13 protein-coding genes and 1 pseudogene are annotated in these 13090 nt (G+C 65.2%); 4 read left to right on the top strand and 10 right to left on the bottom strand.

The annotated features are described in order from the left end of the window. Nucleotides 1-21: 21 nt before the first annotated feature. The 3 genes from AOT83_RS13620 to AOT83_RS13610 form a co-directional block, all read right to left on the bottom strand. Nucleotides 22-1626: an NAD(P)/FAD-dependent oxidoreductase gene (locus AOT83_RS13620; protein ID WP_057964822.1), complete on the bottom strand. Its 1605-nt coding sequence runs from the start codon at nt 1624-1626 to the stop codon at nt 22-24. 93 nt (nt 1627-1719) lie between these two features. After that, nucleotides 1720-2703: a diiron oxygenase gene (locus tag AOT83_RS13615; protein ID WP_030096577.1), complete on the bottom strand. Its 984-nt coding sequence runs from the start codon at nt 2701-2703 to the stop codon at nt 1720-1722. A gap of 91 nt (nt 2704-2794) precedes the next feature. Further along, complete coding sequence (locus AOT83_RS13610) at nt 2795-3778, bottom strand: diiron oxygenase (protein ID WP_057964823.1); 984 nt, start codon at nt 3776-3778, stop codon at nt 2795-2797. A gap of 119 nt (nt 3779-3897) precedes the next feature. On the opposite strand from AOT83_RS13610, the gene AOT83_RS13605 reads away from it, so the two are divergent. Beyond that, nucleotides 3898-4263 (top strand): DUF4873 domain-containing protein, encoded by a 366-nt coding sequence (locus AOT83_RS13605; RefSeq protein ID WP_030096575.1) that lies wholly within the window; start codon nt 3898-3900, stop codon nt 4261-4263. A gap of 12 nt (nt 4264-4275) precedes the next feature. On the opposite strand, the gene AOT83_RS13600 is transcribed toward AOT83_RS13605, so the two are convergent. Beyond that, the gene (locus AOT83_RS13600; RefSeq protein WP_057964824.1) at nt 4276-4875 is read right to left on the bottom strand and encodes a TetR/AcrR family transcriptional regulator; all 600 of its coding nucleotides are present in this window, start codon (nt 4873-4875) and stop codon (nt 4276-4278) included. A 49-nt stretch (nt 4876-4924) separates the two neighbouring features. Between AOT83_RS13600 and AOT83_RS13595 the strand changes: the two genes are divergently transcribed. Continuing rightward, the gene (locus tag AOT83_RS13595) at nt 4925-5365 is read left to right on the top strand and encodes a PaaI family thioesterase (RefSeq protein WP_057964825.1); all 441 of its coding nucleotides are present in this window, start codon (nt 4925-4927) and stop codon (nt 5363-5365) included. Next, a complete protein-coding gene (locus AOT83_RS13590; protein WP_057964826.1) occupies nt 5365-5916 on the top strand; it encodes a TIGR03086 family metal-binding protein in 552 nt (183 codons plus the stop codon). The genes AOT83_RS13595 and AOT83_RS13590 overlap by 1 nt, the downstream gene beginning before the upstream one ends. On the opposite strand, the gene htpX is transcribed toward AOT83_RS13590, so the two are convergent. Together htpX and AOT83_RS13580 are read right to left on the bottom strand one after the other, a co-directional pair. Then, nucleotides 5913-6785 carry a zinc metalloprotease HtpX gene (gene htpX / locus AOT83_RS13585; protein WP_030096571.1) on the bottom strand — a complete coding sequence of 291 codons (873 nt, stop codon included), beginning with the start codon at nt 6783-6785 and terminating at the stop codon, nt 5913-5915. The genes AOT83_RS13590 and htpX overlap by 4 nt on opposite strands. A gap of 67 nt (nt 6786-6852) precedes the next feature. Continuing rightward, nucleotides 6853-7857, bottom strand: a complete 1005-nt coding sequence (locus AOT83_RS13580; RefSeq protein WP_308290107.1) for a polyprenyl synthetase family protein — start codon at nt 7855-7857, stop codon at nt 6853-6855. Nucleotides 7858-7877: 20 nt separating this feature from the next. On the opposite strand from AOT83_RS13580, the gene menJ reads away from it, so the two are divergent. Beyond that, on the top strand, nt 7878-9107 hold the full coding sequence (gene menJ / locus AOT83_RS13575) for a menaquinone reductase (protein WP_057964923.1): 1230 nt from the start codon (nt 7878-7880) through the stop codon (nt 9105-9107). Nucleotides 9108-9120: 13 nt separating this feature from the next. On the opposite strand, the gene AOT83_RS13570 is transcribed toward menJ, so the two are convergent. From AOT83_RS13570 to menD, 4 genes and pseudogenes are all read right to left on the bottom strand, one after another. Then, nucleotides 9121-9804, bottom strand: coding sequence for a demethylmenaquinone methyltransferase (locus tag AOT83_RS13570; protein WP_030096568.1), 684 nt, complete (start codon nt 9802-9804; stop codon nt 9121-9123). 19 nt (nt 9805-9823) lie between these two features. Continuing rightward, on the bottom strand, nt 9824-10966 hold the full coding sequence (locus AOT83_RS13565) for a glycosyltransferase family 1 protein (protein WP_057964827.1): 1143 nt from the start codon (nt 10964-10966) through the stop codon (nt 9824-9826). Nucleotides 10967-11027: 61 nt separating this feature from the next. After that, nucleotides 11028-11453: pseudogene (locus tag AOT83_RS13560) on the bottom strand (DUF3592 domain-containing protein); the annotation flags it as partial. A gap of 11 nt (nt 11454-11464) precedes the next feature. Continuing rightward, entirely contained in the window at nt 11465-13087 is a 1623-nt protein-coding gene (gene menD, locus AOT83_RS13555) for a 2-succinyl-5-enolpyruvyl-6-hydroxy-3-cyclohexene-1-carboxylic-acid synthase (RefSeq protein ID WP_057964828.1), read from the bottom strand. Nucleotides 13088-13090: the final 3 nt, after the last annotated feature.

Here is a 13090-nt window from a genome sequence, read left to right as displayed (position 1 = left end):
CTGTTGGGCGGAAGTGGCGGCCTAGCGTGCGGACAGGCTCGGCGAGGTCTGCCGGGGACCATCCGCGAGGGGAATGGTCTTGCGCACAGCCGGGCGTACCGCACCTTCGAATTCATACTCGGTGGGATCGACTTTTCTTGTCTGCGACCAGTATTCGAACGTGAATCCGGACCACAACGTCCGGTTCTTGCCGTGCTCGTCCAAATACCAGCTCTGGCAACCTCCGTTGTTCCAGACCGAGCCCTGCAGCTTGCGCTGAACCTCGGCGTTGAACCGGTCCTGGGCTTCGCGAGTAGGCACAATCGCCTGGGCGTAGGCCTCATCAACGTGTTTGATGGCCTCGGTGACGTAATGGATCTGCGACTCGATCATGAACACGATCGAGTTGTGGCCCAGCCCGGTATTGGGGCCCAGGAGGAAGAACAGGTTGGGCATGCCGGCGATCGTGATGCCGCGATGAGCGGTGACACCCTCTGCCGACCAACGGTCGCCGAGATCCTCGCCGTTCTGGCCCTTCAGATCTAGGTACTTGTACGAGTCGGTGACGTGGAAGCCGGTGCCGAAAATGATGGCGTCGACCTTGCGCTCGATTCCGTCGCTGGTGACCACACCGTCCGCGGTCACCCGCGTGATGGACTCGGTAACCAATTCCGTCTTCGGGTTCTCGATAGCCTTGTAGTACGTGGCCGAACCCAACAGGCGTTTGCACCCCGCCCGGTAATCCGGTGTCACCTTCCGGCGCACGTCCGGATCCGAGATCTGGCTCTTGATGTACGCACGGCCCAGCAGCTCAACACCTTTCAGCAAGGCCGGGCGCCGATTCATCGCGTATGCGCCGGCCTCGGCGCCGAAGTACATGCCGCTGCGGAACAACGCCCGCAGCCCCGGGATGCTCGCGAACGCCCGCTTGGCTGCCGGCCCGAATTCGACATTGCTGCGCGGCAATACCCACGGCGGCGTGCGCTGGAAGAGTTTCAGCTCGCCTACCTTGCCGACGATCTCGGGGACGAACTGAATGGCGCTGGCACCCGTGCCGATGACGGCGACCTTCTTGCCGGTGAGGTCGAAGTCGTGGTTCCACTGCGCGGAATGAAAGACCGGCCCCTCGAAACGGTCGAGGCCATCGATCTCCGGGATGCTCGGAATGTGCAGGGCGCCAACCCCCGAGATGAGGAACTGGCAGATGTACTCCTGCCCACTCTCGGTGAACACATGCCAGCGGTACTCACTCTCATCCCAGTACCCGCGAGTGACACGTGTGTTGAAGGTGACATGCCGGTACAAGCCGTACTTGGCGGCGACTTCCTTGAGATAGTCGAAGATCTCGGGTTGCCTGGAAAAGAGTTGATCCCAGTTCGACCGCGGCTCGAACGAGAACGAGTAGAGGTGCGTCGGCACATCGCATGCCGCACCGGGATAGGTGTTGTCGCGCCAGGTGCCACCCATTTCGCCGGCCTTTTCAAGGATGCGGAACGGCACTCCCATCTTCTGCAGCGCGATCGCGGCACCGATGCCCGAGAAACCGGTGCCGACTATCAGCGCCCGGACCCGGATGGGATCGGCGGAGCCGCTGTCGATCACAGTGTCGGGCTGCTGCTCTTCGGACGGTGTGTCGGTGACAGTCATGTGGCGCAATCGCTTTCTGTTTTCGAAGGTGGACCCTTGGCACGGCAGAACTGGCTCATTGCCACCGGCAACGAGCCAGTTCTGCTCTCGCGCTTATCGCGACTTGATCTCGGCCAGGATGTCGTCTGGCATCGCCCGCGACATCCGCAACAGTCGCCCGGTGAATTTGCCGTCCAGGAAACCGATCTCGTGCATGAAGCGCATCAGCGGCTCCGAGACCCATGTCGCGTTCTCGCGGTAGTTCGGTGACGTCAAGAAGGCGTACAGGCCGCGCAGCGGATGAATCCCCACCGACCGGTATGCCTTCGGGTTGAAGAGCACCGGGTAGATACCGATTACCGCAAGGGCGAAAACCCCGCGGTGGAATGCGTTGGACACCGGGCCTCGTTCGGCGATCTGACGCACCAATTCCTCACGCGCATAGGTGATATGCCGCGCCTCTTCGAGCACATGGATCTTCATCAGCTGGCGCGCATGCGGCTGCACCGTCTCATCCATCATCGATTCGCGCTGCGCGCGGTCCAACACCTCTTCGACCAGCAGCAGCCCGCCCAGGCCCGAGGGGCCTAGCGGCGCCAGTCCCAGAAGCCGGATGACGCGCGTCGCGAACTTGGGATAGGTGTAAGGCTCGACGCCGAGCTTGTTCACGAGACGACCGAACATAGTGGAGTGCCGCGCTTCCTCGCTGACCTCGGTCAGCGCGTAACGGCCGTGATCGGTCGCTCCCCCGTTCTGCTCGACAACCTGCCGCCACAGCATGGCGCTGAGACCGGTCTCGACATAGATGCCGAAGCTGAGTACCGAGCCGAGCTCATGACGCGTCAGTTCGATGCGCTGTTCCTGGGTCAGCTTGTCCCACAGTTTGGTGCCATACAGCGACGTCCGCTGCGGAGTGGTCCAGTACAACCCAGGAACCACGGGGGCGTCCCAGTCGATGTCGACTTCACCGTCGTAGGCACGTTCCGCGGCCGAACGCAGCAGTCGTTGCGCCGTCTTCTGCCGGTCGCCCACGGACTTGCCCCGCACCGACGAGGCGCCGGCCTCGTGAAGAGCCGTTGGTTGGTCGATGGTCGTCATTGATCCCGCCCTCCAATTTTATACATTACTTTCAGTACCCGTTACTTTGAGTCTTAACGTTGCACCCTGGTTTGTCAATCCCCGAATGGGGTCATAAAAGGCCGCGACCTCCGAGAATCGACCGCGCGGCGCTGGTCGTGAACATTCCTGCGTCCTGGGCGATGTCGAGGTATCGCCGCAACAACACCTGATTGCGGTGGCGACTGTTCTCGCTCCGCGCCGCCGCCCTGCGGCCGGCCCGCTCGGTCAGGCCCACGCTGCGGTACACCTGCGGACGCACGATCAGCGAGGTCGCCAAGACCGTCAACAGCGCAACCGAGATATCAGCCGGGGCAGCGGGCAGATACCGCCGGGCATCCACCGCGCGGTACAGCTCGTCCTCGGCGAACTCCAGCTGACGGCGGCCGACCAGAACACAGATCTTCGCGACCTGCCGAACCACAGGCTGCGCCTGCTCGTCGGCCTCGAGCTCACTCATCAGCTGATGAATCAGCCTGTGCAGCAAGAGAATGAATCCACGGCCGAGAGGACCATGCGGAATGAGCGGCACGAAGAACCGCTGCAGACGCTGCACGGCCATCGGCGCGGGCGCAAGCTCCAACCCCGTCTTGTTGATCAGCCGGCCGACCATGGTCGCGTTGCGGCTGATATCGCGAACGCTGGCCAACAGAAAGCGGGTGTAGTCATCGGCGAGCGTGTTGCCCTCGATGACATCCCGAAACATCAGTGACGCCAGCGCACCCTGCGCGTCCACGACGAAACTCAGCAGACTGACCAGCTCCTGGCGGGCCAGTTCGTCACGCTGCTCCACCGACAGCGCACCCCACTCGGGGGTGCCGTAGAGCGACACCCGATGGGGCGCCAGCCAATGCATCCCGGAGCTCAGCGGCGCATCCCAGTCGATGTCCAGTTCGGGGTCGTAGCTGAGCTCTGTGGCTTCGAAGAGCAATCGGCGCGCCGTCTTGAGCCGATCACCCACCCGGCGACGACGCGTAGGAACGCCACCGTCCACCGTGGTGGCCTGACTGAATTCGTAGTCGGTGTAGTTGATGTCTTTGTAACTACTGGACGTCACGTCGCTGCCCTCTGATCACCCAAGGTTTAGTACCCGTATTAAATAGTATCGGGTACTCTTTGTTACGCATATGTCAGCGAGCTTGCCGGGGCGGTATCCCGGTTGTCAAGAGGAGAGTCATGACCCTTCCCCGACAGGACGACACCAACAGCGTCTTCAGCCATAGCCCGCATGATGATTCGGACTACATCGGCGAGGCGACGGTGACCGTTCGCGGTGTCGAGGTACCGGTCCAGCTGGAGCTCAAGGGGTACAGCGAGCCGATCGACGGCATTTACCGATGGATCGGACGCATCAGGCCGAACGAACAACTGACCGCGATCGTGGGTGACGAGGCACGCGTGCATGCCACGATCCGCACCACCCATAGCGCGCGGGATGCCTTCATCGGCGACCCCGACCCGTGGAATCGGTATCGGGTGATCGGGAAGAGCACTCCGCCCTTCCACGTCGCTACCGATCTCTCAGAAGTCGAACCGGAATAAGGGTTTTCGCCCCTACTGCCGTCGAGCGCGAATCAGCGCCACGAGTTCGCGCTCAACCTCGCGCAGTGGCTGCACCGAGCGCGCCGCCCGCGCTTGCAACAGCGCCCCCTCGATCGCGCTGACAATCAGCGACGCCACGCCGTCCGCGCCGTCGACCAGGCCCGAGTCCCGCAATGAACCCTCCAGCTGGGTCCGCATCCCCAGGAAGGCGTCGTGGGCCGCGGCCCGGATCTGCTCCTCCCCCGGACCCGCGAGCGCGGCCGCCGCATGAGGGCATCCGGTGTCGAAGTCGTGGGTCTGCAGCTGGTTTGTCCACCACTTGATGAATTTGGCGAGGACGTACTCGGTATCGCCACGCTCCCTTAGCGCGCCAAGGAACGCGTTGGCCTGCGCCGAGGCCTCCCTTTCGGCCTCGGCGATGAGCTCACCCTTGCCCTCCGGGAAGTGCTGATAAATGGAGTTCCGGGCCGTGCCGCTGCGTTTAAGCAGATCAGCGAGGCCGGTGCCATGCACCCCGCGTTCGCGCATCATCGCGATCGCGCTATCGATCAGCCGCTGCCGTGGACCCGGTGTCACCTCAGCCTCCTCATCCAAATGGACCGATCGGTCCATGCCCTGCTACCGTCGATATGGACCAATCAGTCTACGCGGAAGGTGCGGTATGACCATCGAAATCGAGAACCTGTCCGGACTCGAACTGCTGAAGAGCATGGGAGGAACGCCAGAGGCGACGCCACCCATTTCCCGGCTACTCGGGATGCAGCTGGAAGAAATCAGCTTCGGTTCCGTCGCATTCAGCGTGGTCACCCGGCCCGAGTTCGCCAATCCCCTCGGCACCCTGCACGGCGGGATCTGCGCGACGCTGCTCGACTCCGTCATGGGTTGCGCCGTGCACTCCACGCTGGAGGCTGGAATCGGTTACGGGACACTCGAACTCAAGGTCAACTATGTCCGTACCGTCGCCACCGACGGCGAGAAGCTGATCGCGACGGGTACGGTCTTGCACCCAGGGCGCAGGGTCGCGACCGCCGAGGGCAAGGTTGTCGACTCCCAGGGCCGGCTGGTGGCACACGGGACCACCACGGTGATGGTGTATCGCTGATGAGTGCCACCGAGGACTTTCTGCGGGCCTCGTCGGCCGTCGGAAAACTCGTCGCCGCAATACTCCCGGAGCAGTGGGACGAGCCGACGCCGTGCGCCGAGTGGACTCTGCGCCAGCTGGTCAACCATCTGATCGACGTGAACTACTCGCTGTCCGAGCGCCTCGGCGGGCCCGGTGGCGGCGCCGACGATGATCCCGCCGCGGCGTATCAGCAGTCGGTCTTGGCATTGAGCGAGACGCTGACACGCCCCGGGGTGCTCGAGCAGACCTATCCCGGCCCATTCGCCCACACGACCGGAGACAACCAGCTTCGGATCCGGATGGCCGACCTGTTGACCCACGGCTGGGACCTGGCACAGTCCACCGGCGTTCCCGCGGACCTGCCCGCCGACCTCGTCGAGAATGCGCTGGGCCTGGTTGAGCAGCGTGCCGGAGCATTCGCACGGTCGGGGAAGTTCGGTACCCCACAGCCCGTCGCCCCGGGTGCGCCCGTACTCGATCGGCTGGCCGCGCAGACCGGACGCACGGTCCGGTTGCCGTCAAGCCGTTAGAAGCGGGCCATATCCTCAAGGCGCGCAATACGATCGGCCATCGGAGGATGTGTCGAGAACAGCGATGCCACCCGGTCGCCGGCCCGGAACGGGTTGGCGATCATCAGATGCGACTGGCTGGCCAGCTGCGGCTCCGGCGGCAACGGTGCGGCCTGCACCCCGCCGGAGATCTTGCGCAGGGCAGAGGCCAGGGCCAGCGGATCTCCGGTCAGTTCGGCGCCCGACTGGTCGGCCTGATACTCACGTGAACGGGACACCGCCATTTTCACCACCGTGGCAGCCACCGGCCCCAGCATCGAAACCAGGAAAAGGGCAAAGGGATTCGGGCGATCGTCGCCGCCACCACCGAAGAAGTTCATGAACATCGCCATATTGGCCAGCCCCGAGATGACGGCCGCAAGCGCACCCGCCACACTCGAGATCAGGATGTCGCGGTTGTAGACATGCGAGAGTTCGTGGCCCAGCACGGCGCGCAACTCACGCTCGGAGAGCAGATCGATGATGCCCGTTGTGCAGCAGACCGCCGCATTACGCGGATTGCGGCCCGTCGCAAAGGCATTGGGCGCATTGGTGTCACTGATGTACAGCCTGGGCATCGGCTGGCGTGCCACGGTCGCCAGCTCCCGCACGATCCGGTACATCGCGGGCTGCTGCAATTCAGTCACCGGCTGGGCGTGCATGGCACGCAACGCCAAGGTGTCGCTCTTGAAGTACACGTACGCATTCATGCCCACGGCAAACAGAACGGCCAGCAGCAGGATGCTCTTGCTGTGGAACAGCGAGCCGATGAACACGATCATCGCCGACATGCCGCCCAGCAGGAGCACTGTCTTCAGTCCGTTGGCGTGGCTCGGTCCTGCCGTCGACATGAGCTTCCCTTCCGTCTACTCGGTTCACCCAAGCTAACGAAGCAGGGCGCGCTCGGGTTCCGCGCGCTCAGCCGTGACGACGGACGGTGTATTCGATGAGCACGCCCAACGCGTCGCGGGCGGCACCCGCGGGCAGCTCGACCAGCTCGGCCTTGGCGCGATCGGCGTAGTCCAGTACCACCGACTTCGCCTGAACCAGCCCGTTCGATCCCCGCAGTAGCGTCAACGCCTCTTCCACTTCGGCATCGTCGGTGATCGGCGCGGCCAGCAGGACACGCAGCCGATCGGCCTCCGGCCCGGTATCGCGCAGGGCGTACAGCATCGGCAGCGTGTGCACCCCCTCGCGCAGGTCGGTGCCGGGTGTCTTACCGGACTCGTCGGTGAGGCTCTCGATGTCGATGATGTCGTCGGAGATCTGGAACGCGGTCCCGACGATGGCACCCAGCCGGCTCAGCCGCTCGATCTGCTCGTCATCGCACCGGGAGGTCATGCCGCCGAAACGCCCGGTCGCCGCGATCAGCGACCCGGTCTTCTCGTGGATCACCTTGAGGTAGTGCTCGGTCTCGTCACCGCCCTGCGGCACCCCGGCGGTCTCCCGCATCTGGCCCGTCACCAGTTCGGCGAAGGTCTCCGCGACGATCCGCACCGCGGTGGGCCCCAGCCGGGACACCAGCCGCGAGGCCGTGGCCAGCAGATAATCCCCGGCGAGGATCGCGACGTTGTTACCCCAGCGAGCATTGGCGCTGGGCACGCCACGACGCTTCTGCGCCTCGTCCATGACGTCGTCGTGGTACAGCGTGGCCAGGTGAATGAGCTCGCACACCGCGCCGGCGAGGATCACCTCGTCGTTGTCCGGATCGGGTCCGGTCTGGGCGGCGAGCACCGTGAACAACGGACGGAAGCGCTTACCGCCTGCATGGAAAAGGTGCAGCACCGACTCCGTCAACAGCGGGTCCGACTGCCCAAGCTCGGTCACGATGAGGGTTTCGATAGCGGCCAAATGGTCGCGCACCTTCGCGGCGAATACGGGATCACCGAGGTCAACTCCGGCCACCGTGGTCGAGTTACTCACCGGTCCAACATACTGTGAAGGTGCAGACGTCAGCGGACCTGGTCGTCGTCGGTGCCGGACCAGCCGGATCGGCGGCCGCGGCGTGGGCGGCACGCTCCGGGCGTGAGGTGGTCCTGGTCGATTCGGCGGTGTTCCCCCGAGACAAGACCTGCGGTGACGGGCTGACCCCGCGCGCCGTCGAACAGCTGGAGCTGCTGGGGCTGAAACCATGGCTCGACGAGCACATCCGGTACCAGGGTCTGCGGCTGCATGGATTTGGCGGCGACATCGAAGTGCCCTGGCCTGGGCCATCTTTCGGCGGCACCGGCAGCGCGGTGCGCCGCACCGAATTGGACGACAAGATCCGGCAGGTGGCGGTGGATTCCGGGGCCAAGATGGCCGAATCCACCAAGGCGGTTGACGTCGAACGCGACTCGGCGGGCCGGGTCACCTCGGTACGGGTGCTCGACGACAGCGGCCCCGGCGAGATCGCCTGCAAGGCCGTCATCGTCGCCGACGGTGTGCGCTCCCCTCTGGGAAAGGCCCTCGGGCGCGAGTGGCACAAGGACACCGTGTATGCCGTCGCCGGTCGCGCGTACATCGAGTCGGCACGCGGCGACGAGGAATGGATGACCTCGCATCTGGAGCTGCGTTCACCCGAGGGCCAGGTGCTCCCCGGGTACGGCTGGATCTTCCCGCTGGGCGGCGGGCAGATCAACATCGGCGTCGGCGCACTCGCCACCTCCAAGCGCCCCGCTGATGCCGCGCTGCGTCCGCTCATCGAGTACTACACCGAGCTGCGGCGCGAAGACTTCGGGCTCAGTGGCCGCCTGCACTCCATCGCCTCGGCACTGCTGCCGATGGGCGGTGCGGTGTCCGGCGTCGCGGGCCCCAACTGGATGCTCATCGGCGACGCCGCCGCGTGCGTCAACCCACTCAACGGCGAGGGCATCGATTACGGTCTGGAGACCGGTCATCTGGCCGCCGAGGTGCTCGACGCCCACGACTACGCACAGCTGTGGCCCGAGCTGCTCCGCGACCGGTATGGCCGGTCGTTCTCGATCGCGCGACGGCTCGCGGCGCTGCTGACCCTGCCGCGCTTCCTGCCCATCATGGGTCCGGTCGGCATGCGCTCTCAGGTGCTGATGCGGGTCGCGGTGCGGCTCATGGGAAATCTGGTGACCGACGAAGACCACGACGCGGTGGCGCGCGCCTGGCGAGTGGCCGGTGGCGGCTCACGCCGCATCGATTCACGCCCGCCGTTCAGCTGATGGGAGCCTGTGGTCAGAGCGTGGCCACATGCAGGGCGACAATGCCGCCGGTGAGGTTGCGCCACCGCACATTCGACCATCCGGCCGAGATGATCTGCTGCGCCAGCGCCTCCTGATCAGGCCATGCCCGGATCGATTCGGCCAGATACACGTACGCGTCCGGATTACTGCTGACGGCGCGCGCCACCGAGGGCAGCGTCTTCATCAGGTACTCCATGTACAGCGTGCGGAAAGGCCGGTTGACCGGAGTCGAGAATTCACACACCGCAAGGCGGCCACCAGGTTTGGTGACGCGCGCCATCTCCCGCAGTCCCTCGACGTGATCGACGACGTTGCGCAGACCGAAGCTGATGGTGACCGCGTCGAACGAGTGATCCGCGAACGGCAGCCGGGTCGCATCTCCGGCCACCTTGGGCACAGTGCGATGCGCACCGGCCTTGAGCATGCCGACCGAGAAATCCGCCGCCACACACCAGGCGCCGGACTGGGTGAGCTCTGCCGTCGAGACCGCGGTGCCCGCGGCGATGTCGAGCACCTTGTCCCCTGGCTTCAGTTTCAGCGATTCGCGGGTGGCACGGCGCCAGGCGCGGTCACGGCCGAAGGACAGCACGGTATTGGTGATGTCATATCGCTTGGCCACCGCATCGAACATGGACGCGACCTCGTGCGGGTCCTTTTCCAGGGTGGCGCGGTTCATACCGTGACGGTACAGCGCACTAAGCCGTCATGATGCCGCGGCCCAGCGTGGTACCCGCCGCGGCGGCGTAGTGCTCAAGCAACTCGTCGCAGATGGCGGGCCAGGTGCGTGACAGCACCCCCCGGCGGGCGGCCGCCGAGAATCGGCTGCGGGTCGCCGGCTGCACCAGATGATCGACGGCCATTCCCAGCCGCGCCTCGAAATCGGCCACCGGCAGCAGCATTCCGTTGCGTCCCGGGATCACCAGATCACGTGGTCCACCGGCATCCGGAGCGATGGCCGGGACCCCGCTGGCCAGCGCCTCCTGCACCGCCTGACAGAACGTTTCGTGCTCGCCCGGGTGAATGAAGACATCGAGGCTGGCGTATGCCCGCGACAGCGCCGACCCAGTCAGCTCTCCGGTGAAAATTGCTGTGGGCATCAGCTTTTCGAGTGCGTCTCGCTCCACGCCCCCGCCCACGATGACGAGCTGCAGGTCATCGCGCTGTGCCAGCACCGCCAGGCGTTCCACATGTTTCTCGGGAGCCAGACGCCCGACAAACCCGATGATCGGCTTGCCCTCGGGCGACCAGGAGTGGCGCAGATCCTCATCACGCGCCGAGGGCGCGAAGCGTTCGATGTCGACACCGCGTGACCACCGAAACACTCGCGGTATTCCGTGCGCGGCAAGATCTTCCATCGCAGAAGAAGACGGGGCCAAGGTGCGATCGGCACGGCCGTGCAGATGCTTGGTCCAGCGCCAGGCGGCACGAGCGGCGAAACCGGCGCCATAGCTGTCGGCGAAACCCGCCACATCGGTCTGGTAGACCGCGACGGTGGGGATGTCCAGATGCTGGGCGGCACGCAACCCGCCGTATCCCAGGACGAAGGGTGAGGCCAGGTGCACCACGTCGGGCGCGAAATCACGAAGGATCCGCACCATGCGTGGCTGCGGCACGCCCAGCGGCAGGGTGCTCACCTTCGGAAACATGACGGCCGGCACCCGGTGCACGGGCACTCTGTCGTATTCGGTACCAGCGGGGGCCTGTCCACGGGGAGTGTCCGGTGCGATGACGACGGCCTCATGCCCGGTGCGGCGGAGGTGCTCCAGCACCCGCAGCACCGAGTTGGAAACTCCGTTGACGTTCGGCAAAAACGACTCGGCGACGATCGCGATGCGCACGTAGACAGCATGTCAGCGTCACCTGGCAGTTAGGTTGCCCCCAGGCATACGTCACGCAAACTTAAGCGTGAATGGGCGCCGCACTTCGCCGCTGTATCCATGCAAGCCCCAGCAGCACCGTTCCAGCGACCGCCCACACCACGACGATGATGGACCCGGCCGGAACTATCGACAATGAGGCGTTACGCCCTTGTACGCGAACCAAATCCGGGTCGGATTTGTCGTATTCGACATATATGCGCATGCCCGGGCTGAGCTCGGACGGGTAGAGAACGCCCAATTCCGGCCGGTACGTGACTCGTTCGGGCGTGACGAACTCGATGGTGGATCGCCGCGGCCCGGCGCTGAGCACCTCGGCCAGCGCGACACCCATATCTCGTTCGATGGCCTTGTCGTTTCGCCAGGCGCCCGCGACCAGTAGCAGTGACTGCAGGGTCATCAGTCCCGCCAATATCAGCACCCCGATCCTGACCCTCCTGATGACACGGGAGCGTCGGTTCACAGGGCAGCCCTGATGGCGGCGTGCAGTTCACGCAGAGTGGAGCGGTCGGCCTTGACCTCCAGAACCCTGATGCCCCCGGCGGGTTCGTCCAGTGCGGGGCCGAGCTCCTCCACGGAGATGGATTGCGAATCCACATGGTAGGCCCGGCACAGGGCCGCGATGTCGACATCGTGCGGGGTTCCGAAGATGCGGGAGGACACGTCACCGAATCTCGGATCGCCCTGTTCCAGCAGTTCGAAGATGCCGCCGCCGTTGTCATTTGAGACCACGATGGTCAAGTTCTCGGGGCGCGGCTCGGTCGGGCCTATCAGCAGCCCCGAGCTGTCGTGCACGAAGGTGAGATCACCGATCAGGGCCACGGTACGACCCCCCTTATGCGCCAACGCCGCACCGATCGCGGTGGACACCGTGCCATCGATACCGGCGACCCCACGATTGGAACGCACCCGAACATCTCGGGCACCCCACGGGACCAGCGCGGCATCGCGTACCGGGTTGGAGGCGCCGAGCACCAGCTGGTCGCCGTCGCGCAATGACCCACATACCTTGGCCGCCACATGCAAACCGGTGGTCAGCGGATGAGTACCCAGCTGTACGCGCACCGCGTCGAGCGCCTTCTGGTGCGCGTGCGCGCACCGTTGCAACCACGCGGCATCCGGATTTCCGGACGTGACTGCCCGGGTTCCGGTGGCCTGGGAGTTGCCGGACACGTCGGGCCAGCGCGGGCCGGTGGTCAACGCGTATACCGGAATTCTATTGTCCGCCAACAATGATGACACCTGACGGTGCAGGGTCGGCCGTCCCAGCATGATCACCTGCTGCGGATGCAACAGGGTCAGCGCCAGTGGATGCACAGGGTTGTCGGGTTGGGGCGCAGTAGGTTCGGCCACCGTGGGCAACAGCGACAGGTTGGGGTGTGCGGCCGCGCCATGCCCCGCGATCACTACGGTATCGGGGGTCAGGTCGATCTCGACGGGTTCGTCGAACGTCACGTCCGGGGTGTAGGTCCACGGCATCCCGCCGGGGCGGCCCGCGGGTATCGCGCCCCCGTCGCGATCGGGCACAAGCGGTTCGCGCAACGGAATGTCGAACTGCACCGGGCCGGCATTGGCAGTGCGGGATCCTTTGGCAGCAGCCAACACTCGACAGGTCGCCGAACGCCAGTGCGGGTTCTGCGCCTCAAGCTTCTCCGAGCCCTCCTCGGCCAGACCGATGCTGATCGCGGCGCGAACCTGGGTGCCGAAGTAGCCGAGCTGCTCCATTGTCTGATTGGCACCGGTGCCAAGCAGTTCGTAGGGGCGGTTGGCGGACAGCACGATCAGCGGAATGCGGGCGTAATTCGCCTCAACCACCGCGGGCCCCAGATTGGCTACTGCCGTGCCGGACGTCATCGCCACCGGCACCGGAGCGCCGCTGGCCGCCGCCAGACCGACCGCCAGGAAGCCTGCGGTGCGCTCGTCGATGCGCACATGCAGACGCAACCGGCCGGCCTTGTCCGCATCGTGCAATGCGAAGGCCAGGGGTGCGTTGCGCGACCCCGGACACAGCACGACATCGCGGACGCCGCCGCGGATCAGCTCGTCGACGACGGCATGGGCCTGTGCGGTCGACGGGTTCATGCC

Source organism: Mycobacteroides sp. H001 (assembly GCF_001440005.1).
GTDB lineage: Bacteria > Actinomycetota > Actinomycetes > Mycobacteriales > Mycobacteriaceae > Mycobacterium > Mycobacterium gwanakae.
This window is presented reverse-complemented; position numbering and strand designations above follow the sequence as displayed.

Excerpts from the sequence above, each read along its gene's own strand:
- AOT83_RS13595 (WP_057964825.1), top strand. The coding sequence starts at position 4,925 with ATGACCATCGAAATCGAGAACCTGTCCGGACTCGAACTGCTGAAGAGC.
- AOT83_RS13600 (WP_057964824.1), bottom strand. The coding sequence starts at position 4,875 with ATGGACCGATCGGTCCATTTGGATGAGGAGGCTGAGGTGACACCGGGT.
- AOT83_RS13615 (WP_030096577.1), bottom strand. The coding sequence starts at position 2,703 with ATGACGACCATCGACCAACCAACGGCTCTTCACGAGGCCGGCGCCTCG.
- AOT83_RS13590 (WP_057964826.1), top strand. The coding sequence starts at position 5,365 with ATGAGTGCCACCGAGGACTTTCTGCGGGCCTCGTCGGCCGTCGGAAAA.
- AOT83_RS13605 (WP_030096575.1), top strand. The coding sequence starts at position 3,898 with ATGACCCTTCCCCGACAGGACGACACCAACAGCGTCTTCAGCCATAGC.
- htpX (WP_030096571.1), bottom strand. The coding sequence starts at position 6,785 with ATGTCGACGGCAGGACCGAGCCACGCCAACGGACTGAAGACAGTGCTC.
- AOT83_RS13620 (WP_057964822.1), bottom strand. The coding sequence starts at position 1,626 with ATGACTGTCACCGACACACCGTCCGAAGAGCAGCAGCCCGACACTGTG.
- menD (WP_057964828.1), bottom strand. The coding sequence starts at position 13,087 with ATGAACCCGTCGACCGCACAGGCCCATGCCGTCGTCGACGAGCTGATC.
- AOT83_RS13570 (WP_030096568.1), bottom strand. The coding sequence starts at position 9,804 with ATGAACCGCGCCACCCTGGAAAAGGACCCGCACGAGGTCGCGTCCATG.